We start from the raw sequence: 23,621 nt of genomic DNA on the forward strand, positions 1-23,621 counted from the left end.
AATGCAAATTTAATTATTATCGATATTTTGAAGCTTACGAATACTCCTTTTTATTCCATCCTTGTCCAAACCGTATATTTTATACAATTCAGATACATTTCCATGCTGTAAAAATTCATCCGGAAATCCGAGGGTCTCAATCAGCACATCATTGATTCGGTTTTCATTTTTATAGCTCAGTACAGAGGAGCCGAATCCACCCGACAAAACACCTTCCTCAATTGTAATTACCTTTTGGTACTCCGAAAAGACCTCTTCCAAAATCTCATGGTCAAGTGGCTTTACAAATCTCATGTCATAATGTCCCAAGGAATCAAACTCAGATTCAAGACAAATTTCCCTTACGATCTCCCCAACCGGGCCAACCGTCAGTATGGCAAGGTTCTTACCCTCTTTAATTATTCTGCCCTTTCCTATTGTAATCAACTCAAAAGAATTTGTCCAGTCCGTATGAGTTCCTCTCCCCCGTGGATATCTTATGGCAACAGGCCCATTAAGACCCTTTTGTGCCGTGTACATGATGTTTCTCAATTCCATCTCATCCATAGGGCAACAAATAAAAATATTGGGTATGCAGTTCAAAAATGAGATGTCAAAAACACCGTGGTGAGTAGGCCCGTCCTCACCTACAAGGCCTGCCCTGTCTATACAAAATACAACAGGCAAATTCTGCAAAGCAACGTCATGAATGATCTGATCGTAGGCTCTTTGTAAAAACGTGGAATAAACAGTGCAAAATGGAATTTTACCCTGAGTAGCCAATCCTGCTGCCAACGTGACCGCGTGCTGCTCTGCAATTCCAACATCAAATGCCCTGTTTGGAAACTTCTCAATCATAAATTTCAGCGACGAACCTGTTGGCATTGCCGGTGTAATACCTACTATATCTTTATTAACTTCAGCCAATTCAACCAAAGTAAGACCAAATACATCCTGAAATTTAGGAGGCATCTCCATCTCACTTTCAAGAATTAACTCTCCCGATTCCTTGTCAAAGAGTCCGGGGGCATGATAGGTGATCTGGTCCTTTTCAGCTTTACTCAGACCTTTACCTTTTGTTGTGATGACATGAAGTAATTTAGGGCCCGAAACGGATTTAAGACGATCCAACTCCTCGATCAGAGACTGCATATCATGCCCGTCTACAGGTCCTGAATAGGAGAAATCAAGCGCCTCGAAAATATTTTTTTGATGGGCATCCATTCCCTTTTTTACGGAGGTAAGATAATTCTTCAGTGCCCCTACATTCGGGTCAATACCCATTTCATTATCATTTAAAATGATCAGTAAATTGGATTTGGTTACACCAGCGTGATTTAAGCCCTCAAAAGCCATTCCACTGGCTATACTGGCATCTCCGATAACAGCAATATGATTCCGTTGAAGATTTCCGTCCAGTCTTGAAGCTATCGCCATTCCCAATGCTGCCGAAATAGACGTTGAAGAATGGCCGGTGCCAAAGGCGTCATAAGGACTCTCCTCTATTTTGGGAAATCCGGAGATCCCGCCAAGTTCCCTGTTCGTATGGAAGGAATCTCTTCTTCCGGTAAGAATCTTATGCGGATAGGCCTGATGACCAACATCCCAGATCAGAATATCATCCGGAGTATCAAATACAAAGTGCAAAGCAATGGTCAGTTCCACAACACCTAAACTCGCGCCAAGGTGTCCCTTTTTTACCGAAACAATATCAATAATAAAATCTCTTAACTCTCCCGAGAGATCAATAAGTTCATCCAGCGACAGCTTTTTAAGATCGCCTGAATTGTTGATATTTTCTAAATTTTTTTTTCTCACCAATGCAAAACTACGATTATCTTTGGTGGAGCCAAAATAATAAGTTTCATATGTGCCATGCGTAGTAACCCCATCGGAATTTTTGACTCTGGAGTAGGAGGATTAACCATATATGAAGAGATTCATAGGCTATTGCCTAATGAGGATATTATTTACCTGGCCGACAGCAAAAATGCACCATACGGAGAAAAAACGAAAGAAGAGATCATAAATATCAGTGTAAAAAACACTGAATTTCTACTTTCTCAGGGATGTAAATTAATTGTTGTTGCCTGTAATACAGCTTCCACAAATGCCGTAAAATATCTAAGAGAACACTATGACCTTCCTTTTATAAGGGTTCAGCCCGCAATAAAACCAGCCGCTCTCAATTCCAAGACAAAAATTGTTGGGATTCTTGCCACGAAAAGCACTTTGAAAAGCGATTTGCTTTTTGAAACTTCACAAAGGTTTGCCAAAGGTGTAGAGGTTGTGGAACAGGTGGGGGAAGGCCTTGTAACTCTTATCGAAAGTGGAAAAATGCATTCCGAAGAGATGACCAATCTTTTGAAGAAACATATAAAACCCATGATGGATAAAAACATCGATCATTTGGTCTTGGGCTGTACCCATTATCCATTTCTCACCGATCAGATTGAAGAAATTGTGGGCTCAGGCGTTATAATTCTCGATTCAGGTGAAGCCATAGCGAGACAAACCAAAGTAATTCTGGAACAGGAGGATATGCTGAATTTGGATCATGGAAAAATTAATCGCATTTTTTATACCAATAAGGATCCCCAGGTGATGCAAAAGATACTTGATGAATTTAATGAAGGTTTCAAAGCCGTTAAAACTGATTTCTGATATGGAAAGCCCTTTCAACCATGAATATTTTATGAAAAAAGCTCTCCAGGAGGCTGAACTCGCTTTTGAAAAAAATGAAGTTCCGATAGGGGCCATCATAGTTATTGGGGATAAAATTATTGCAAGGGCCCATAACCTGACAGAAACACTTAATGATGTCACAGCCCATGCAGAAATGCAGGCCTTTACCTCTGCTTCCGATTACCTGGGAGGCAAATATCTTAGAAAATGTACGCTTTATGTAACGCTTGAACCCTGCCAGATGTGTGCCGGAGCAAGCTACTGGACCCAAATTGACCAAATCGTTTTTGGAGCATCTGACTCGCGACGCGGATACAAACACTTTGGGACCTCTCTTCATCCAAAGACGAAAGTTACTAGCGGGATACTTGAAAAAGAGTGCGGTGAAATTCTGACTCGCTTCTTTATCGAAAAAAGAAACCTGAATTAATCTTCTTCATCCTTTTTGTGCAACTTGGAAAAATCCTTGATCGAATAATTCTTCAGGTCTTTATTTCTGTAGCGATGATAAATAAACAAAGGCATTAACACAAAGGCCAGAATAAGTACCCCGATTCCTATAAACTTCTCACCGTGACCCGAATTTTCATAATTTAAATAATAGCCATATCCAATCAAAGATATTGTCAGAAAAAGTAATATTCTTAAAGCTAATTTCATGAAGTGTTCTGTTTAATTGCAAATTTACAAAATGTCTTATCTTTAGCTTAATAAATTTTAATGCCATCCATGTCTTGAAATTCATTCCAATATTTGCCTTGTTACTTTTTTGCAACTGTACCATGCCTAAAGATCAATTTGCTGAAAAAATAGTCATTGCCCACAGAGGCGCTTCCGGATATTTACCAGAGCATACAATGGAGTCAAAGGCAATGGCCTTTGCCATGAATCCAGATTATATTGAACAGGATATAGTCCTTAGTAAAGACGATGTTCCCATCGTAATTCATGATATTTTTCTGGAAGAGGTAACCAACGTCAAAAAGGTGTTTCCCGAAAGAAATCGCTCAGATGGCCGTTACTATGTGATCGACTTTACTTTAAACGAATTAAAATTACTCTCGGTTCATGAACGAATTCATCTCGGTACCAAAAAAGCAGTCTTCCCCGGCAGATACCCCTTGGAGGAATCTGATTTCAGGCTGCACACACTTTCTGAAGAGATTTCCATGATCCAGGGATTGAACAAAAGTACCGGCAAGAACATTGGGATTTATCCTGAGATTAAAAAACCCGGATTTCATAAAAAAAATGGCAAAGAAATTTCAAGTATTGTTTTAAAGGTTTTGGATTCCTTTGGGTATTCAAAGAAATCTGATCCCTGTATTTTACAGTGCTTTGATGCTGTGGAGCTGAGAAGAATCAGAGAAGAACTGGATTCCGATCTGTTTCTTACCCAACTGATAGAACTGCCTGAAGGGTTCGAAAATCTTGAAATTTACAGCTCATATGCAGATGCCATAGGGCCTTCCATAGAGCAGCTGATCCTTTATGCACATGGCAAGACCGAAACAGAGAAAAAATCCCTGATAGAGCGCTGCAGGGGCCTTAATCTTAAGATCCATGCCTATACATTCAGAGCGGATGAGCATCCAAATTTTGAAACTTTTGAGGATCTTTTAAATTTTTCATTCAAGGAAATGGAAATTGATGGTGGATTTACAGACTTCCCCGATGTTCTCAAGGCATACTTCAAGGACTAACCTCTATTAATTGCCTTCTGTATGCCGTCAGCAACTTGGATTTGGAAATAAAACCATGGTATTCTCCATTTTTTACGACAGGTAAATTCCAGGCCCCTGTTTGCTTGAATTTCTCCATAATAGCCTCCATATTGTCTTTTTCATGAAATATAATATCGGGGGCCCTGTGCATAAGTTCTTCCACCCGGACCTTGTCGTACATGTTTTGATCAAACATGATGTTCCGAATATCATCAAGAAGCAGTATTCCCAGAAATTCATTTTTTTCATTCACGACAGGAAATATATTTCTCTTTGATTTTGTGACGGCTCTATTCAACATCTCCCCCAAATTGTATTCCGGTTTGATCTTGACAAAATCTCTTTCGATGAGTTTGCTTTTTTCCATCATCATCAACACATTCTTATCCTTATTATGGGTGAGTAATTCTCCTTTTTTTGCCAGTTCCATAGTATAAATGGAATTCGATACATAATATCTGGTCAGCGAGAAAGAAATGGCCGAAACGATCATCAGGGGTACAAACAATTCATATCCGCCTGTTATATCTGCAATAAGGAAGATAGCCGTCAACGGAGCATGCAGCACCCCGGCCATCAGGCCGGTCATTCCGATGAGTGTAAAGTTTGATTCAGAAATTGAAAAGTCCCAGCCCAGGTTGTTTACGACCTTGGCGTAGACATTGCCAAGTGCACTTCCCATAACAAGCGTCGGAATGAATATTCCTCCTACCCCGCCTGCAGAAAAGGTCACTGTCATCGCAACTGCTTTAAATACTGTAATACCGATCAGAAGCAGAATGATCATCCAGATATTTTCTTCAACTACCTGGGCAAACGGAATGCTTCCTATTGCTTTCATATGATTTCCCCGTAAAAGATTATTGATCAGATCAAAACCCTCCCCGTAAAGTGGTGGAATAAAAAATAATAAGATGCCAATGATAATCCCTCCAATAAACAGTTTCTTTACATCTCCCTTTATTTTGTCAAAAAGTCCCGTGATCCAAAAATACATCTTCGAAAAATAAACGGAAGCTACAGCTGACCCTATTCCTAAAACCACATAGAATAAAATATCGTTTATTGAAAACCTGTCTTGAATCTCGAAAGTAAAAAGAATTTCCGATCCCAGGAAAAGGTAAGAAGTGATTACGGCCGAGACTGAAGCCAGCAACAAAGGAATCATGGAGGCAAAAGCAAGATCGAGACTGAAAATCTCAACCGCAAATATTACGGCGGCAATAGGGGCCTTAAACATGGAGGCAACGGCTCCTGCCGAAGCACATCCGATCAATAATGACCTGTTTCTCGCACTGATATGAAAGTATTGTGCAATATTTGAAGCCACAGCCGCACCCGTGTTAATTGCAGGACCCTGCAAACCGACAGAACCTCCAAATCCAACCGTCAAGGGAGCTGTTATAAGGGAGGCATACATCTTATATCTTTCAATCAGTCCTTTTTTCTTGGACAATGAAAAGAGGGTTGACGGAATGGCATGGCCTATCTTTCTGCGGATAAAATATTTTTGTATCAGATAAACAAGGATCAAACCGATCAAAGGAAAAATAAAATACAGGCTGTGATGATAATCTACAATTATTTTACCCTGAAGAAGTGTTTGGATAAAATGCGTAAGGTTTTTTATGATCACTGTTCCCAGGCCGGCCAAAAAACCCACCAAAATACTCAATGCATAGATAAACTGCTGGTTGGTGATATGTTTATATCTCCATTTAAAAAATCTTTTTCTAAGCTTTTTTAGGGTTGGCATTGATCAAATGGTACATGAAAAAGTTAATAGTGAATAAAAGTAGCAATTATAAACCAAGCACAAAAAAATCCGAAATATACATTTCGGATTTTTAACGCTTAATTTATTTTAAATTCAGTTTCAGATTTAGCTCTTTCAACTGATCCTCATCGATCCTGGAAGGTGCTTCGATCATTACATCTCGGCCGGAATTGTTTTTAGGAAAGGCAATAAAATCTCTTATTGTTTCCTGGCCACCTAAAATGGCAACCAGCCTGTCCAAACCAAAAGCCAGTCCTCCATGCGGTGGTGCCCCATATTCGAATGCATTCATCAAAAACCCAAATTGTTCCTGAGCCTCTTCCTTTGAAAATCCAAGGAGGTCAAACATCCTCGATTGGGTTTCCTTATCAAAAATTCGTATTGAGCCTCCGCCGATTTCATTTCCGTTCAGCACCATATCATAGGCATTGGCGCGAACTTTACCCGGATCTGTATCAAGCAGATCAAGGTCTTCAGGCTTTGGAGAAGTAAAAGGGTGATGCATGGCGTGATACCTTTCTGTTTCCTCATCCCATTCCAATAATGGAAAATCAACTACCCAGAGCGGTGCAAACTCGTCCGGTTTTCTCAATCCCAACTGTTCAGCCATCTCCATTCTTAGCGTACTCAATTGTGTCCTCGTCTTATCGGCCTCCCCGGCCATCACTAAAAGTAAATCTCCGGTTGAAGCTCCCAACCTCTCTGACCAGCTTTTAAGTTGTTCCTGATCAAAGAATTTATCTACTGAAGATTTAAAAGTTCCGTCTTCGTTGTATTTTACCCAGACAAGACCCTTGGCACCCACTTGAGGGGTTTTCACGAAATCAATAATCTTGTCAAGCTGTTTTCTTGAATACTCAGAACATCCCGGAACGGCTATTCCTACCACAAGGTCCTGAGAGTCGAAAACTCCAAATCCTTTTCCCTGTGCCAGATCATTTAATTCTCCAAACTTCATGTCAAACCTGATGTCGGGTTTGTCATTTCCATAGGTCTTTATGGCCTCTTCGTAACTCATTCTTGGAAAATCAGCTACCTCAACACCATTTATTTCTTTTAACAGATGTCTAACCAATCCTTCAAAGGTATTGAGGATATCTTCCTGTTCCACAAATGCCATTTCACAATCGATCTGAGTAAACTCAGGTTGCCTGTCTGCCCTTAAATCCTCATCCCTGAAACATTTGACAATTTGAAAATACTTGTCAAGCCCGCCTACCATGAGCAACTGTTTAAAGGTCTGAGGAGATTGTGGCAATGCATAAAACTGTCCTTCATTCATTCTCGAAGGCACAACAAAATCCCTCGCCCCTTCAGGAGTAGATTTGATCAGATAAGGTGTCTCGACATCAATAAAACCTTGCTTCGAAAGATAATTTCTGACTTCCATGGTAACGTTTGAACGAAATATCAAATTATCGCGAACCGGTTTCCTTCGGATATCGAGATATCTGTACTTCATTCTTAATTCGTCACCGCCATCAGTTTCATTCTCAATGGTGAACGGAGGTACTTTAGCCGCATTCAAGATGTTCAGCTCAGCAACAAGTATTTCAATATTTCCGGTTGGTATCTGATCGTTCTTGGCCTCTCTTTCAATAACTTTACCTTTGATCTGGATAACAAATTCCCTTCCCAGGCTTCTCGCCTTCTCTACAATTTCCAAATCCGTTCTTTCACTGTCAAAAATTAACTGAGTTATCCCATATCTGTCACGAAGATCCACCCAGACCATGAACCCTTTGTCCCTGACTTTCTGAACCCATCCAGACAATAGAACTTCCATTCCCTCATGCTCCAGCCTTAACTCTCCGTTATTATGACTTCTGTACATTTTCCTGCTCTTTTTATTGAAGGTGCAAATTTAGTATATAAGTATGAGATTCAATGAATTTAAAATAATTTTTATCACCTCTTTTTTATCTTCAAATAACTTGTATTCAAAATAGAAATGAAGGAATATCTTCAGTCAGGAAGGAATTAAAAATTATATTTGTAAAAAATGAAACTCGTGGATTCCGATCAGGATAATACTTCAAAACTTTATTTAGTACCCACGCCCATTGGTAATCTGGAGGATATAACGTTGCGCGCCATACGGATATTGAAAGAAGTGGACCTTATTCTCGCAGAAGATACAAGAACCTCATCAAAATTGTTAAGACATTACGGTATAGAAACCCCTATGATGTCTCACCACATGCACAACGAGCATAAAATGACTGAAAGAATCACTGACAGGATCGCAGGTGGTGAAAAAATCGCCCTGATTACCGATGCCGGTACTCCGGGAATTTCAGATCCCGGGTTCCTGCTCACACGTGCCTGCATTGAAAAAGGCCTTGAAGTAGAATGCCTCCCGGGAGCAACAGCATTTGTCCCTGCTCTTGTGAATAGTGGTTTTCCGAGTGATAAGTTTGTATTTGAAGGATTTCTTCCTCTTAAAAAAGGAAGACAAACACGATTGAAAAAATTAGCAGAAGAAACCAGGACCATCATTTTTTATGAATCTCCACATAAATTGAATAAAACGCTGGATCAGTTCGCTGTGTATTTCGGAGAAGATCGCTTGGTTTCTGTTTCAAGGGAACTGACCAAAATGTTTGAAGAAACCTTAAGGGGAAAGATCAGTTACATCAAACAGCATTTTCTAAAAAATCCTCCTAAAGGTGAATTTGTGATCATCCTTAAAGGAGCTGATAAAAAATAAAAACGATTTTCCTCGGTCCTTATGCAACTTATTATTCGTACATATAATTTAGAACTCCGCCATACCTTTAGGATTTCCAGACAGTCTTTTGACCATAAAAGAGTGATGGTTGTGGAATTGAAAGTTGGAAACATCTCGGGATACGGAGAAGCCTCTGAAAATCCCTATTACAAGCATAAGTTAGAAGATATGATCAGGGATCTTCTTGGGGTCAAGAGGGAAATTGAATGTGATACTTTTAAAACTCCTGAAACCCCTGAAACCTTTTGGGAAAGGATGTATCCGATTTTAAAACACAATTTATTTGCTTTGTGCGCCCTGGACATTGCCTACAATGATCTTTATTCACGTCTTAAAAACAAAAAATTATATGAACTTTGGGGGTATAGTATTGAAAATAATATACTTTCCAATTTTACTATAGGAATAGATACCATTGAAAATATGCTTTCAAAAATGAAAGATACTCCCTGGCCCATCTATAAAATCAAGCTTGGGACCCACGAAGACCTGAAAATTATCAAGGCCCTGAGAAGACATACCAATGCCATATTTAGAATTGATGCAAATTGTGCATGGAGCGTAGAGGAGACCCTGAGTAATGCTCTTGCTCTAAAAGATCTTGGTGTGGAGTTTCTGGAGCAACCCCTTCCCGCGGAAGAGGTGGATGGCATGAGACATTTATATAAAAAATGCGCTTTACCTTTAGTGGCAGACGAAAGCTGTCAAAAAGAATCTGATATTGAAAACTGTTTTGGACTATTTCATGGCGTCAACATAAAACTTGTAAAATGCGGCGGGCTGACTCCTGCAAGAAGAATGCTTCATCGTGCTCAAGAACTGGGAATGAAGAAAATGGTAGGCTGCATGACCGAATCTTCGGTTGGAATTTCAGCAATTGCACATTTGGTTCCTGAACTTGATTATGTAGATATGGACGGTGCCGTTTTGCTTCGACAGGATATTGCAGAAGGAGTATCGCTGGAATATGGTAAAATTGTATATTCAGATCTTAAGGGAACCGGAGTAAAACTTATTGATTTGAAACCTATTACTAAACATTCATAAAATATAAATTAAAAATCATATGACACAGGAAATAAAAACACAATGGCTGGGTAAAATGCTCTTTAATGCAGACACTTTAGGGGGTAATTTCAAAATTGATGCTGCGGCTGAATCGGGTGGTGAAGGCAAAGGGGTTAGGCCAAAGGCCCTCATGCTGACTTCTCTTGCAGGTTGTACAGGTATGGATATGGTCTCCCTGCTCAAAAAAATGAGAGCAGAAGTAGAAGATATGGAAATCAATGTTTCAGGAGAACTGACAGACGAACATCCTAAATTCTATGATAAAGTTACGCTGGAATACATCTTTTCTGGTAAGGACCTTAAAAAAGATAAAATAGAAAAGGCGATAAAGCTTTCCGCAGACAAATATTGCGGGGTTATGGAAATGTTTCGACAATTTGCCGAGATAACAACCGTGGTCAGATACAAAGAAAAAAAGAGCTCTTAAGAGCTCTTTTTTTTAATTTTGATTGTTCAATATGGTTACTACCAGTGCAGTCATAGAGATTAACAAGCCCAGTGAACTCAGTACAACTCCTGTTTGGGCACCAATGGCTGAATTCCTCGCCCTTGTTTTATTTGGCTCAACATATACAACATCATTCTGGCTAAGATAATAAACCGGAGATTCAAATAAATTATCTGATTTTAAATTAACTCTTGTATATGTTTTCTTCCCGTCATAATCCTGAATGACCAATACGTTTTCTCTTTCCCCATAAATCGTGAGATCACCAGCAAGTGATATTGCCTCTATAAGGGTAATTCGTTCATTAGTAGCCGTAAAAGTTCCAGGACGGTTAACTTCACCTAAAACAGTTATTCGATAATTCACAGTTTCAATATCTACGATCGGGTTTTTGATATAATCGGATAATTTATCTTGCAACATTTTAGTGGCCTGGGCACGATTGAGACCGGCAATTTTAAGCATTCCAAGTACAGGAAAATTAATATTACCGTCAGGATCTACCCTATATGTTTGAATTCTTTCTCTGCCTCTGGCATCTTGTGTGTCAAGAGAAATACTAACAGATGATTTGTTGAAGGGTCTTGCTGCTTCGGGATCCATAGCATTAACAATTATGACAAGTTCGTCATCAATATGGTAGGTTGGAGAGTAACTGTCCAGTCCGATAGAATTATCGGCACTATCCATACCATTAAAATAAACTACATCATCTTTTGTTGCGCAAGAAAACAGCAATGCAATGAATAGAAAGAAGGGAATAATTTTTTTCATAACGAGGGGTTTTTAATAACGAATATACTTATTTATTTTAACTATCCAAATGTATTTTATTCATTCAAAGACTGTTAAGCATCCAAAATTTCGGGTTTTTTGCCAATTTGATAATATTCAAATCCTCGAGATGCAAGTCTTAAATGAGAATATTGGTTCCTTCCATCAAAAATTATCGGATCGATCAAATTTTTCTTCAATTCTTCAAAGTCAGGAGAACGAAACTCTTTCCATTCCGTAAGTAAAATCATCGCATTCGCTTCCCCCAGGGTTTCATATTTAGAATTATAATAACTTACATTTGGTGTGTCTTTTAAATAAAAACTCCTTGCCTCATGCATGGCTTTCGGGTCATAAGCATTTATTCGAGCTCCTCTTTTCACCAGCTCCTTCACAATATATATAGCAGGAGCCTCTCTCATATCATCGGTCCCAGGTTTAAACGCCAGTCCCCAAAGGGCAAAGGTCTTATCTGAAAGATCCTCACCAAAACGCTGGATGATCTTTTCCGCAACGACAAGTTTTTGCCTGTCATTAACATCTTCTACTGAAGCTATCAAATCCGCCTGATATCCTTTATCTTCGGCAATTTTCTTTAAGGCCTTAACATCTTTCGGAAAACATGAACCTCCATATCCGCTTCCCGGATATATGAAACTGTAACCGATTCTTGAATCTGATCCTATTCCTATTCTTACCTGATTCACATCAGCGTCTACTAATTCACAAATATTGGCAATCTCATTCATAAATGAGATTTTTGTTGCCAGCATTGCATTTGCCACATATTTCGTCATTTCAGCTGAGCGAACATCCATTTCGATCATACGGTCATGATTATGCGTAAAAGGTGCATAAAGATCTCTCATGACTTCAAAGGCTTTCGGACTTTCTGCTCCAACTACAATTCTGTCAGGCTTCATAAAATCCTGTATAGCAGCACCTTCTTTCAAAAATTCAGGATTCGAAACCACATCAAAATCTATTCTAATCCCTCTCGAATCAAGTTCTTCTTCAATCACCTTTTTTACTTTATCTGCAGTTCCCACAGGAACAGTCGACTTATCCACGACGATCAAAGGATGGGTCATTTTCTGCCCTATTTCACGCGCAACGCTCAAAACATATTGGAGGTCTGCAGAACCATCCTCACCCATGGGTGTGCCCACCGCTATAAAAACGACTTTCGATTTTTTTAATCCTTCTTCGAGCTTAGTGCTAAAATGAAGACTTCCGTTTTCAACGTTTCTTATGACCATTGACTCCAGTCCCGGCTCATATATTGGAATAATTCCCTTTTTTAGTTTATCGATTTTGCCTTTATCTATATCGATGCAGGTAACCGTGTTTCCCATTTCAGCAAAACATGTTCCTGTTACCAGCCCCACATAGCCTGAACCAACAACCGCTATATTCATTAATTTATGCTTTTATAAATTCTTTCTTCTCTAATTTTCTCAAAAAACTCAGTGGAATATTGACATTAAAACAACTTCCAAGGGAATCAATTTTCACCACAACTCTGTGATTGCTTCCTTCCTTTATGCAAGTAGCTATAAGCCCCATAAACGGGCCATTTATAACTTCAACATCATCCCCAGCGGTTACATTAATGCAGTTTGAAACCTCATGACTTTCTGAATTACTACTTAATATCCTAAGGTTTTCTATCTCTACCGGCCTGATCCTGGCAGGTTTGCCGAGATGCTTCAAAACACTTACCGTTCCCTGAATGGGCAAGGTTTTATAAAGGTCTTTTTCCTCCATATAAACAAAAATATAGGAAGGTATCAGGGGGAGTTCTAAAGTTTTTTTTCTGTCACTCCATTGTCTTACCGTCTTCACAACTGGCAGAAAAGCATGAATTTCATGCTGTTGCATGCGCTCATATACTTTTTTTTCCGACCTCGGCTTCGTGAAAATGGCAAACCACTCACACTTATCTTGATTTTGACTAAAATTCATAGGTTAAAACTTTTATCAACAATAGTGGTTTAACTACTTTTGAATGAACGAACAAATATAATATTTAATATATTTACCACGCTGTTTTTGTCAACTAATATCGCTGTTTTTAATATTCTCTAATCCTCCCATATTTGAACAGAATTATCATATCCGCCTCTAATGATTTGGCCACAGATCAGCGTATTCATCGAACCTGTGAATGTTTTAACGAATTGGGGTTCGAAATATTGTTGATTGGAAGGCGTGGCAAAACAGATGTCCCGTGTGATAAACAGATTAAGGTGAAGCGATTTTCACTTTTAATTCATAAGGGATTTTTATTTTATGCAGAACTAAATTTCAGATTATTCCTGACACTGCTGTTTTCCAGGAAACAAATACTCTATTCCAACGATTTAGATACCCTATTACCCAATTACCTTGTAAGTAAGTTGACTGCCACCCCGCTCATATATGACAGCCACGAGCTTTTTACAGAAGTGCCTGAGTTAATATCACGCAACCATGTGAGGAATTTTTGGATGAAACTGGAGGAATTCATCTTTCCAAGATTAAAAAACGTTATTACCGTAAACAGAAAAATAGCTGAATTTTACTCTGCCAAATACGGGGTTCCGATAACGGTAATCAGAAATGTTCCCATACCGGTTCTGAATTTGGATCACAAAACCCGTAGCATGTCCGCAAAGAATAATAAAATCATCTATCAAGGTTCCTTGAACCTTGGCAGAGGAATCGAGTTGATGATAGATGCCATGCAATTTTTGCCGAATTATAAATTGAACATTTTTGGCGATGGTGATATCTCAGATCATTTAAGGCAGCGGGTCTTTGATTTAGGCCTTGACGAACAAATAAGTTTTGCAGGCAGATTAAATCCAAAGGAATTAAAGACGCATACAAAACAATCGGTCGTAGGCTTGAGCCTGGAAGAAGATCTGGGCCTGAATTACAGATATTGTCTTCCTAACAAGGTTTTTGATTATATCCACGGCGGAATTCCCATTATTGTTTCTGATCTGCCTTTACTAAGCGATTTAGTATCTTCATACAAAATTGGAAAAGTACTTAAAAACAGAGACCCTCAGGAATTGGCCTCTACCATTGTAAGCGTAGTCAAAAACAAAAAATCATATTTGAAAAATTTAGAAGTTGCAGCAAATAACTTAAACTGGAACAACGAAAAAATTAAACTGAAAAATGTTGTCAAAAACATTAGATAAAAAGATTCACATCATCTGCTTTGATGTTCCCTATCCTGCCGATTACGGAGGTGTAATCGATAGCTTCTACAGGATAAAGCTGTTATCAGATGAAGGTTATCAAATACACCTCCACATTTTCCATTACGGCCGGGAGCCGCAGCCAGTTTTGACCGATTATTGTAAAGAAGTTTATTATTACAGGAGAAAAACGAGCCCCATCAACGGGTTAGGACTTCTCCCGTATATTGTTAAATCAAGAAAGAGTGAAGAACTCATTGAAAACCTGAAAAAGGTGAAAGCTCCTATTCTCTTCGAAGGCCTTCATACTACGCTTATTATCAAGAAAGATCTTTTCAAAGATCGGAAGTTGCTTGTAAGAATGCACAATATTGAACACGAATATTATCAGGAACTCATGAAATCTGAAAACAATCTGTTTAAAAGAATTTTTTACAGGATTGAAAGCTCACGATTAAAGCGATACGAAAAAATATTGAACAAAGTAGATTTCATTTTACCTATTTCGAACACAGACAGCGCTTATTTATCAGAAAAGTATGGAGAAAAAGTTAAGTTACTGCCCGCTTTTCACTCAAGTGAAAAAATGCACGAACTATCAAAAAAAGGTTACTTTGGTCTTTATCATGGTAACCTGAAGGTTAAAGACAATATTAGAACAGCTTTATATCTTATTGACATTTTCAAAAAAATTGATTTTCCATTTATCATTGCAGGCCAAACTGATAATACTAAACTTCTTTCCCGAATTGATGCATATCGAAACCTTAGTTTCATTGAATTGAAAAATGATGCCCAACTCAGGGAATTATTCCATCGAGCTCAGGTGAATGTTTTTTTTACCAGAAATAAATCAGGTGTGAAACTTAAACTGATAAATGCTCTTTTTCAAAGCAGGCATGTCATTGCAAATCAAAAAATGATCCATGGTTCAGGCCTGGAACCCCTTTGCATTGAGGCTAATACAACGGATCAAATTATTACTGAATTGTTAAAAATAATCGATTCAAATTACACCAAAGAATTGCTGGCCCAAAGAAAAAAACAACTTGAATTGTACAACAATAAAAAGAATATAAAAATCCTTATAAATTTAATACAGCATTAAACTACTTCAAAAATTTTACCTCCTTCGCATTTGATTGTCTTATGAGGGAATTTCAATATCAAGGCATAATCATGAGTGGCCATCAGTATTGTAATTCCTGCCTTATTTATTTCTTCCAGAACATTCATGATTTCAACAGAGGTCTTGGGATCAAGGTTTCCTGTAGGCTCATCGGCCAAAATCATTTCAGGTGTATTCAGCAAGGCGCGGGCAATTGCTATTCTTTGTTGCTCACCACCGGATAACTGGTAAGGCATCTTAAAACCTTTTGTTTTCATATCCACTTTTTCCAGTACCTCATTTATTTTGGCGTCCATTTGATTTTTGCCCTTCCATCCTGTAGCTTTCAAAACAAAAAGTAAATTTTCATGAACAGAACGATCGTTTAGCAATTGAAAATCCTGAAACACTATTCCTATTTTACGTCTTAAAAAAGGAATCTCTTTTTCCTTGAGTTTCTTTAGGTCAAACCCTACAATGGATCCGCTTCCATCTTGCAGTGGAAGGTCTCCGTAAAGTGTTTTCATCAAACTACTTTTCCCACTTCCTGTTTTTCCAATCAGGTAATTGAAATCGCCTTTTTTAATCTCAAGATTAATATCCGAAAGTATAAGGTTTTCTCTTTGAAATATGTTTGCATTCTTAAGTTGAAGCATTTTACTTTTTTTGAAGTGATCTAGACTTCATTAAAGGTCATCTATTAATGACGATGAAATCTTAAGAGGAACAAACTTAACGCATAAATTTGAAATAATAAAGTTGAATTCGAAGGTTTTATTTATCTTTTAACAAAGTTTTTAAACAATTATTTCTTGAAAATTGAGAGGATTGACCCATCTTAGCGTCTTAAAAAGAAAATAGAGAAATCAAGATCTAAATTTCGTCTTTTATGATTACTGATAATATTTATATAAAATTCTACAGACTCAAAATCTTCAGTCTTTTTGCTTTAATAATAATTTCTTTTTCCTGTGAGGAAAAAAGGCCGGAATTAGGTTTGAAATCGGGAACGTGGAGAGGAGAAATTATTGCACAGGGAAATAGTATTCCCTTCAATTTTGAAGTCAATAAGGCTGATGGTGCCTATGAGATTCTTCTCATAAATGGAAAGGAAAAGCTAAAAATTGATCGAATTGATATTTTCGGGGATTCTCTGTTTTTTGATATGCATATTTTTGATATTAGCATAAAAGCGAAAATCGATCAGGAAAAACTTTCAGGATCCTACAGCAAGAACTATGCAGAAGGGTATGTATTACCTTTTAAGGCGGTATATGGAAAAGAAGGTAGATTTGACAATAAAAAAGTATCCAATGAGTTCGACGGTACATGGGAAACCACATTCAAGGATGTAAAAGGTAAAACGACTTCTGCAATAGGAATTTTTAAATCTGATTCTACCGGATTAAATGGAACGTTTTTGAGTAAAACGGGTGATTACAGATTTTTAGACGGGTATGTTGAAAAGGACACGATGCACCTGTACAGCTTTGATGGAAATCACATTTATAAATTCAAAGTGCATAAAGAAAATGACAGTATCTTAAAAGGAGAATTCTGGTCAGGAAAAACGAGCTACAAAAATTTTGTGTCGGTCAGAAATGACGGTGCCCGATTACCTGATGCAAATAGTTTGACCTATCTCAAAGAGGGATATGATGAAATAGATTTTTCTTTTCCGGATCTCGATGGGAACCTGATCTCGCTAAAAGATGAAAAATTTGAGGACAAGGTTGTCATTCTTCAGATCCTCGGAACATGGTGCCCAAATTGTATGGATGAAACCCGTTTCTTGTCTGACTGGTATAGAAAAAACAATTCAGAAGAAGTTGAGATTCTGGGACTCGCCTATGAAATAAGGCCTGACTTCGATTACGCAAGAGAAAGGGTTGTGACGATGAAGGAAAAAATGAATGTTCCTTATGATTTTGTAATCGCCGGTACCTCATCCACAAAATCAGCCTCAGAATCACTCCCGATGTTGAACAAGGTAATATCTTTTCCAACTTCAATAATTATCGATAAAAATGGCAAAGTAAGGAGGATTCATACTGGTTTCTCTGGCCCTGCCACAGGTATTTACTATGAGGAATTTGTGGATGACTTTAACCAGTTCATGAATTCTTTACTGAACGAATAATCGGAAAAATTAAAAAATCACTGTTACTTTTCAACAATACGGGCAACTAATCAACAATTTGACAATTTATTTTTTTTTTCGCGTTAGCTAAATAATGTAAGTACTATTTTTGATTTTTATCTCGATTCTCACGCAATGAATTTGCTAAAAATAATCCTTTTTCTTGGTTTGGTTTCTTCTTTAAATGGGTTCTCTCAGCAATCAATTATTTATACCCATGATCTTGTTGATTTCAATCATGCAATGAAACTTTATGAGAGTAAAGATTATGTGGCTTCTCAGCTCATTTTTGAAAAAATCAAAACCTCCTTTGACGAAGCTTCAGAATTAAAAGCGCGTTCCTATTATTACGAAGCTTTTTGTGCCATTAGATTAAAGCAGAAAAACGGAGATGACCTCATGAATTCTTTTTTTGAGAAATTCCCCACAAGCACCAAAAGAAATAACGCATTTCTTGAAGTGGGAAATTATTATTTCAACAACAGAAGTTATGCCTATGCTTTAAAATGGTTTAATAAAATAAATGAAAACAGCTTAACGCTTTATAATCAGGAAGAGTTCAACTTTAGAAAAGCTTATGCCTTATTTGCGGTCGGCAGCTTTGCCAACAGTAGAAAATACTTTTCAAGACTTTTGAATTCAGAAAAATTTGGATCACAGGCCAAGTACTATTACGGGTATATGGCTTATCAGGAAGATGATTATGATGAAGCGGACAGATATCTGAATCAAGTTGCTGATGATCAAAATTTTGATGATGACATTCCATATTATATGGCTAATATTAAATTCAAAACAGGAAAATTTAAGGAGGCCATTGATGCTGCAAAACCACTTCTCGAAGAATCAAATGGAATCCAGCGTTCTGAACTTTCCAAAATAGTCGGAGAAAGCTACTTCAACCTAAACGAATTCGAGAGTGCTATTCCTTATCTTCTGGATTATGAGGGAAAAAAAGGTAAATGGAACAATACGGATTATTATCTTCTGGGTTATGCCTATTATCAGCAAAAAGATTATGAAGAGGCCATGACATGGTTCACCAAAATAATTGATGGGAATAACTCGGTGTCACAAAACGCATATTACCATCTAGGGGAGTGTTATTTGAAAAGTGATAAAAAACAACAAGCTCTTAATGCGTTCCGAAATGCCAAACAAATGAGCTATGATGAAAAAATAAAAAAGGATGCCTGGCTCAATTACGCAAAATTAAGTTATGAAATCGGCAATCCGTACAAAAGTGTTGCGGAAGTGATTCAGGAATATCTGGCAGCTTATCCAGATGATTTCGATCAGTCTGAGGTTAAAGATTATTTGATCAGTGCATATTTAAATGAGAATGATTACGAAGGCGCCTTGAACTATTTGAAAAATTCAGACGCAAAGAATAAAGAAAGTTACCATAAGGTTGCCTTTTTATACGGGACTCAGCTCTTTAAAAGGCAGAATTATACCGAAGCTATAAAAAACTTCGATCTGGCCATTGAAACATCTGAAAATTCGGTATATAAGGCCAGATCTTTGTTTTGGAGAGGAGAATCCTACTATCGATTGAAACAATATGATCAGGCCCTTAACTCCTTCCGAAGATTTGGAGACCTGGATGAAGCCAGGGAAACCAAGGAAAACCTGATTTTACTGTATCATCTGGCCTACACCTTTTTTCAATTGAAAGATTACAGCCAGTCAGGAGGACATTTTAATGAATTTATTGCATCATCTGAAAATTCAGAGTTGATCATTGATAGTTATTTAAGGCTTGGAGATTGCTATTTTGCACTCAGCAATTATTTCAAAGCAATTCCTCCATATGAAAAAGTCATTTCTGCAAATGAAAGTGATGTCGATTACGCTCAGTTGCAAATTGCATTTTGTTACGGCTATATGGGAGACACGGAGAAAAAAATAAATTCGTTGAACAGTTTTACAAAAACTAACCTTAAATCAACCTTGCGTGATGATGCGTTTTATGAACTGGGAAATTCTTATGTTAAAATAAATAAAACAGAAGATGCTTTAAAGGCCTATGATCAGGTTGTGGAATATTATCCGATGAGCTCACTGGTTCCTAAATCCTTGCTTAAACAAGGATTGGTATATTTTAACAATGATCAAAATGAATCAGCTTTGGCCAAATACAAATTGGTGGTGAACAATTATCCCGGAACCGAGGAGGCGAAGGAAGCTGTGGCAAATGCTAAACAAATTTACGTGCAGCAGGGCCGTGTGGATGCGTATGAGCAATTCATAAGGAATGTGGACTTTGTAAATATAACCGATGAGGAAATTGAGAATACCATGTTTGCCTCTGCTGAGCAATTCTACCTCAGTAATAACCTGGAAAAGTCGGTTGAATCCTTTCAAAAGTATCTCGAACGTTTTCCAAAAGGGTCCAATGCGCTTACCGCACATTTCTATCAGGCGGATGCCCTGAGCAGGTTGAATGAAAATGAAAAAGCCATTCCTCATTACCAGTTCATACTTGACAAAGAAAAAACTCCTTACACAGAGAGGTCCCTGGTTAAGGTTGCGGAATTCTATCTTCAGGAAGAAAACTGGGAAGAGGCTTTAGAGTGGTTAAAAAGATTAGAGATTCAAGCCGAGAATGAATCGAACATAATTTTTGCTCAAAGCAATTTAATGAAAGGTAATTATGCCTTAAAGAATTTCGAACTCGCAGTTGAATATGCTGAAAAAATTTCGATGAAACCAAAAACAGATTCTAATATCATTTCTGATGCTCAAATAATTATAGCCAGATCGGCGTTTGAAACCGGTAATCTGGAAAAGGCCAGAGCCGCTTTCAAACAAGTTGAGGAAAACGCCACGGGTGAGCTAAAAGCAGAAGCTATCTACTATGATGCTTTCTTTAAGCATGAAGAAGGGAATTACAAACTTTCAAATGTTTCCGTTCAAAAATTAGCTTCAGATTATTCGCCTTACAGATATTGGGGTGGAAAGGGCCTTGTGATTATGGCAAAGAATTTTTACGAATTAGAGGATGCCTATCAGGCAACATACATACTGGAGAGTGTCATAGATAAGTTTTCGGAATTTGATGATATTGTTGAAGCCTCCAGAAGTGAACTCATTAAAATAAAAGAAAAGGAAGCAAAAACCAATTCCTCGGTTATAATTGAAAAAGAATAAGTGAAATCAGAATTTTTCCAATGATCAGAATCATCCTATTTTTCATGATACTTATGATAAGTGGCACAGTATTTTCTCAAAAGAAGAAAAAGGACAGGATAACCACGGAAGAGGTCAATGTGGTAAAACCATTTTCTCCCACGGTTTCTGAAGCGTACAAAATAAATGCAGAACCGGTGGTCGACAGTATAGACCTGGGAGGAAAAAAGGAAATTACATATTCGATAAATTCAGTTCCGGTTGCTTCAACCTTTACGCCGGCCAAAGGAAAGGCCAAGACCCTTAAAAGGGTTCCTAAGGAACGTTTTTATAATAACTTCATCTCCGTTGGGTATGGTAGTTACAGTACCCCTTTGATAGAGATCTTTGCTCATAGTAATTCTTCAAAATACAATGATTTTGGAGGGTTCCTTAACTATCATTCCTCTGGAGGAGGTATTGATGGAATCGTATTGAACGATGATTTCAAAAGATTTGATGCCGACCTTTTTTACAAACAATCTGAAAGAACCTTTGACTGGAACATAAAAGGGGGAATGTCGTATTTATCAAATAACTGGTATGGTCTTTCTGATGAGATTTCATATTCAGAATCAACCCTAAACTCCATTGATGAAAGGCAATCTTTTACAGATATTTTCGTCAGTGGAAATATTGAATTTGTAGATGCCTTATTTCATTCAGGAGATGTTTCTATCAGCAGATTTTCAGACAAATATAAAAGTGGAGAAAATCATGTTGAGTTGAATTCTGTAATCGACTTTCCTATTGGACAGGAACTCATGTATTCTGAAATAAGTCTGGAATTTTTAAATGGAAAGTTTGAAAATGATTTTTTTCAAATTGACAATATAGATTATACCTACTTCAATCTGGGATTCAGTCCGAATTTTGAGGTGTTAAGGGACAACCTTACGCTAAATATAGGAGCCAGGCTATATTACAGCATTACGAACAATTTTGAAGGAAGCAAGTTCTATATTTATCCCAACGTTACAGCTTCCTATAACGTTAGTGAAGAGGTACTAATCGCTTATGCAGGTGTAATTGGTGATCTGAATCAAAACAGCTATAAGAATTTTGTTTCAGAGAATCCTTTTGTCTCTCCAACCTTATATATTCAAAGAACCAATCAACAGTATAACGCCTATGCAGGAATCAAAGGATTGTTAAATTCAAAAATTCGATTCAACCTAAAGGCAGCTTATATCAATGAAGAGAACAAAGCATTATTCAGGTTGAATCCTTCGCTTACCGACGGCTCGAATGAAGTTGCCGAAGGTTACGAGGCCGGAAATTCCTTTCAGGTTGTCTATGACGATGTGAATACCATTCATTTTAATGGTGAAATCATTTTTGACCTGTTTCAGCAATTTAAATTTGGGGGAAATATTGACTTTAATTCCTATAGCCTTAAAAACGAAGAGCACGCCTGGAATTTACCATTGGTAAAAGCCACGCTTCTCGCCAAGTACACAAGGAAAAAATGGAGAGCCGGTGCCGATTTATTCTTTTCAACCGACCGTAAGGATGAGCTGTCCATCATTCCCGACACAAACATCAGAATTACAAATTCGGCTTATTTCGATATCAATCTGAACGGTGTTTATACCATTGATGACAAATTCGACATCTTTGTGAATGTCAATAATATCTTAAGTGATAACTATCAGGTTTATACCAATTTTAAGGTTCAGGGCCTGCAGGTTCTGGGTGGTGTAAAATACAAGTTTGACTTCTAGCTTTTTTTATCAACCTGACTATACATCTTTTTATAATAGTCCTGATAAGATCCTGAGGTTACACCTTCCAGCCATTTCTCATTAGAGAGGTACCAATCCAAGGTTAAAGCCAGCCCCTCCTCAAAAGTAACTGAAGGCTTCCATCCTAATTCACGGTTTAATTTCCCGGCATCAATGGCATAGCGACGGTCATGACCTGCACGATCCTTTACAAAAGTGATCAGTTTTTCTGAACTTCCTTCGGGCCTCTTCAATCTCTCATCCATCAGCTTACAAAGAAGTTTGATCAAATTCAGATTGGTCCACTCATTAAAGCCTCCAATATTATACGTTTCTCCTTCTTTTCCACGATGAAATATTTCATCTATGGCTATGGCATGATCCACAACATACAGCCAGTCTCTGGTATAATTACCATCTCCATAAACCGGTAAGGGTATCGAGTGTTTAACGTTATTGATAAAAAGTGGAATCAGCTTTTCCGGAAATTGATTGGCCCCGTAATTATTCGAGCAATTACTTATGACAAAAGGTAAGCCATAGGTGTTTCCATAAGCACGAACCAGGTGATCCGATGCTGCTTTTGAAGCCGCATAAGGCGATTGTGGATCGTAAGGGGTAGTCTCCGTAAAAAGTCCTGTTTTTCCAAGTGATCCGTAAACCTCATCTGTAGAAACATGGTAAAACAATTTCCCCTCAAAATTCCCCCTGCAACTGTCTCTGAATGCATTCAGGAGATTTGCAGTTCCCAGTACATTGGTTTCTATAAAATCATTCGGATTCGTTATGGATCGGTCAACATGGCTCTCTGCGGCCAAATGAATAACGGCATCAAACTGAACTTCCTCAAATAAAGAATTGATGAAATCAATATTTTTAATGTCCCCTTTGACAAACTCATAATTAGGCTCATCCTCAACATCTTTTATGTTTTCAAGATTCCCTGCATAAGTAAGTGCATCCAGATTATAAATGTTGTAATGAGGGTATTTGTTCACAAACATCCTGACCACATGAGAACCTATAAAACCGGCTCCCCCGGTGATCAATATTTTCTTTTTAATTTTATTCATAAATCATTCTATTTATTCCATATACCGA

At 37.8% G+C, this 23,621-nt stretch carries 20 protein-coding genes; 11 read left to right on the forward strand and 9 right to left on the reverse strand.

The features are described 5' to 3' along the window. Positions 1-9: 9 nt before the first annotated feature. Complete coding sequence (locus LCM02_RS10100) at positions 10-1,797, reverse strand: 1-deoxy-D-xylulose-5-phosphate synthase (RefSeq protein WP_224929001.1); 1,788 nt, start codon at positions 1,795-1,797, stop codon at positions 10-12. A 57-nt stretch (positions 1,798-1,854) separates the two neighbouring features. On the opposite strand from LCM02_RS10100, the gene murI reads away from it, so the two are divergent. Both murI and LCM02_RS10110 read left to right on the forward strand, forming a co-directional pair. Further along, positions 1,855-2,643, forward strand: a complete 789-nt coding sequence (gene murI / locus LCM02_RS10105) for a glutamate racemase (RefSeq protein ID WP_224929004.1) — start codon at positions 1,855-1,857, stop codon at positions 2,641-2,643. A gap of 1 nt (position 2,644) precedes the next feature. Then, positions 2,645-3,094 (forward strand): nucleoside deaminase, encoded by a 450-nt coding sequence (locus tag LCM02_RS10110; protein ID WP_224929007.1) that lies wholly within the window; start codon positions 2,645-2,647, stop codon positions 3,092-3,094. On the opposite strand, the gene LCM02_RS10115 is transcribed toward LCM02_RS10110, so the two are convergent. Continuing rightward, complete coding sequence (locus LCM02_RS10115) at positions 3,091-3,324, reverse strand: hypothetical protein (RefSeq protein WP_224929011.1); 234 nt, start codon at positions 3,322-3,324, stop codon at positions 3,091-3,093. The two genes, LCM02_RS10110 and LCM02_RS10115, sit on opposite strands and share 4 nt — an antisense overlap. A gap of 98 nt (positions 3,325-3,422) precedes the next feature. Here LCM02_RS10115 and glpQ point away from each other — a divergent pair, with 98 nt between their 5' ends. Next, positions 3,423-4,367 carry a glycerophosphodiester phosphodiesterase gene (gene glpQ, locus LCM02_RS10120; RefSeq protein WP_262902514.1) on the forward strand — a complete coding sequence of 315 codons (945 nt, stop codon included), beginning with the start codon at positions 3,423-3,425 and terminating at the stop codon, positions 4,365-4,367. Here the strand turns inward: glpQ and LCM02_RS10125 are convergent. Then, the gene (locus LCM02_RS10125) at positions 4,357-6,144 is read right to left on the reverse strand and encodes a chloride channel protein (protein WP_224929018.1); all 1,788 of its coding nucleotides are present in this window, start codon (positions 6,142-6,144) and stop codon (positions 4,357-4,359) included. The two genes, glpQ and LCM02_RS10125, sit on opposite strands and share 11 nt — an antisense overlap. A 103-nt stretch (positions 6,145-6,247) precedes the next feature. Then, positions 6,248-7,999 (reverse strand): aspartate--tRNA ligase, encoded by a 1,752-nt coding sequence (aspS, locus tag LCM02_RS10130; RefSeq protein WP_224929022.1) that lies wholly within the window; start codon positions 7,997-7,999, stop codon positions 6,248-6,250. Positions 8,000-8,176: 177 nt separating this feature from the next. On the opposite strand from aspS, the gene rsmI reads away from it, so the two are divergent. The 3 genes from rsmI to LCM02_RS10145 are packed head-to-tail and all read left to right on the forward strand — an operon-like array spanning position 8,177 to position 10,391. Continuing rightward, positions 8,177-8,875: a 16S rRNA (cytidine(1402)-2'-O)-methyltransferase gene (rsmI, locus tag LCM02_RS10135; RefSeq protein WP_224929025.1), complete on the forward strand. Its 699-nt coding sequence runs from the start codon at positions 8,177-8,179 to the stop codon at positions 8,873-8,875. Positions 8,876-8,896: 21 nt separating this feature from the next. After that, entirely contained in the window at positions 8,897-9,943 is a 1,047-nt protein-coding gene (locus LCM02_RS10140; protein ID WP_224929028.1) for a dipeptide epimerase, read from the forward strand. 19 nt (positions 9,944-9,962) lie between these two features. Next, complete coding sequence (locus tag LCM02_RS10145; RefSeq protein WP_224929032.1) at positions 9,963-10,391, forward strand: OsmC family protein; 429 nt, start codon at positions 9,963-9,965, stop codon at positions 10,389-10,391. Positions 10,392-10,403: 12 nt separating this feature from the next. Here LCM02_RS10145 and LCM02_RS10150 read toward each other — a convergent pair whose 3' ends face one another. The 3 genes from LCM02_RS10150 to LCM02_RS10160 form a co-directional block, all read right to left on the reverse strand. Continuing rightward, the gene (locus LCM02_RS10150) at positions 10,404-11,186 is read right to left on the reverse strand and encodes a polysaccharide biosynthesis/export family protein (protein ID WP_224929035.1); all 783 of its coding nucleotides are present in this window, start codon (positions 11,184-11,186) and stop codon (positions 10,404-10,406) included. Positions 11,187-11,260: 74 nt separating this feature from the next. Continuing rightward, positions 11,261-12,604, reverse strand: coding sequence for a UDP-glucose dehydrogenase family protein (locus LCM02_RS10155; protein ID WP_224929038.1), 1,344 nt, complete (start codon positions 12,602-12,604; stop codon positions 11,261-11,263). 4 nt (positions 12,605-12,608) lie between these two features. Next, on the reverse strand, positions 12,609-13,151 hold the full coding sequence (locus LCM02_RS10160; RefSeq protein ID WP_224929041.1) for a UpxY family transcription antiterminator: 543 nt from the start codon (positions 13,149-13,151) through the stop codon (positions 12,609-12,611). A gap of 134 nt (positions 13,152-13,285) precedes the next feature. Here LCM02_RS10160 and LCM02_RS10165 point away from each other — a divergent pair, with 134 nt between their 5' ends. Both LCM02_RS10165 and LCM02_RS10170 read left to right on the forward strand, forming a co-directional pair. Then, positions 13,286-14,377, forward strand: a complete 1,092-nt coding sequence (locus tag LCM02_RS10165; protein WP_224929044.1) for a glycosyltransferase — start codon at positions 13,286-13,288, stop codon at positions 14,375-14,377. Continuing rightward, the gene (locus tag LCM02_RS10170) at positions 14,358-15,485 is read left to right on the forward strand and encodes a glycosyltransferase family protein (RefSeq protein ID WP_224929047.1); all 1,128 of its coding nucleotides are present in this window, start codon (positions 14,358-14,360) and stop codon (positions 15,483-15,485) included. The genes LCM02_RS10165 and LCM02_RS10170 overlap by 20 nt, the downstream gene beginning before the upstream one ends. On the opposite strand, the gene LCM02_RS10175 is transcribed toward LCM02_RS10170, so the two are convergent. After that, positions 15,482-16,141: a cell division ATP-binding protein FtsE gene (locus LCM02_RS10175; protein WP_224929050.1), complete on the reverse strand. Its 660-nt coding sequence runs from the start codon at positions 16,139-16,141 to the stop codon at positions 15,482-15,484. The two genes, LCM02_RS10170 and LCM02_RS10175, sit on opposite strands and share 4 nt — an antisense overlap. 233 nt (positions 16,142-16,374) lie before the next feature. On the opposite strand from LCM02_RS10175, the gene LCM02_RS10180 reads away from it, so the two are divergent. From LCM02_RS10180 to LCM02_RS10190, 3 genes are all read left to right on the forward strand, one after another. After that, positions 16,375-17,625, forward strand: a complete 1,251-nt coding sequence (locus tag LCM02_RS10180; protein WP_224929053.1) for a peroxiredoxin family protein — start codon at positions 16,375-16,377, stop codon at positions 17,623-17,625. A 135-nt stretch (positions 17,626-17,760) separates the two neighbouring features. After that, complete coding sequence (locus tag LCM02_RS10185; protein WP_224929056.1) at positions 17,761-20,778, forward strand: tetratricopeptide repeat protein; 3,018 nt, start codon at positions 17,761-17,763, stop codon at positions 20,776-20,778. Positions 20,779-20,798: 20 nt separating this feature from the next. Continuing rightward, positions 20,799-22,520 (forward strand): TonB-dependent receptor, encoded by a 1,722-nt coding sequence (locus LCM02_RS10190; RefSeq protein ID WP_224929059.1) that lies wholly within the window; start codon positions 20,799-20,801, stop codon positions 22,518-22,520. On the opposite strand, the gene rfbB is transcribed toward LCM02_RS10190, so the two are convergent. Then, a complete protein-coding gene (gene rfbB, locus LCM02_RS10195; protein ID WP_224929063.1) occupies positions 22,517-23,593 on the reverse strand; it encodes a dTDP-glucose 4,6-dehydratase in 1,077 nt (358 codons plus the stop codon). The two genes, LCM02_RS10190 and rfbB, sit on opposite strands and share 4 nt — an antisense overlap. Between the last annotated feature and the right edge of the window lie 28 nt (positions 23,594-23,621).

It is taken from the genome of Lutimonas saemankumensis, from assembly GCF_020171465.1.
GTDB classification, from domain to species: domain Bacteria; phylum Bacteroidota; class Bacteroidia; order Flavobacteriales; family Flavobacteriaceae; genus Lutimonas; species Lutimonas saemankumensis.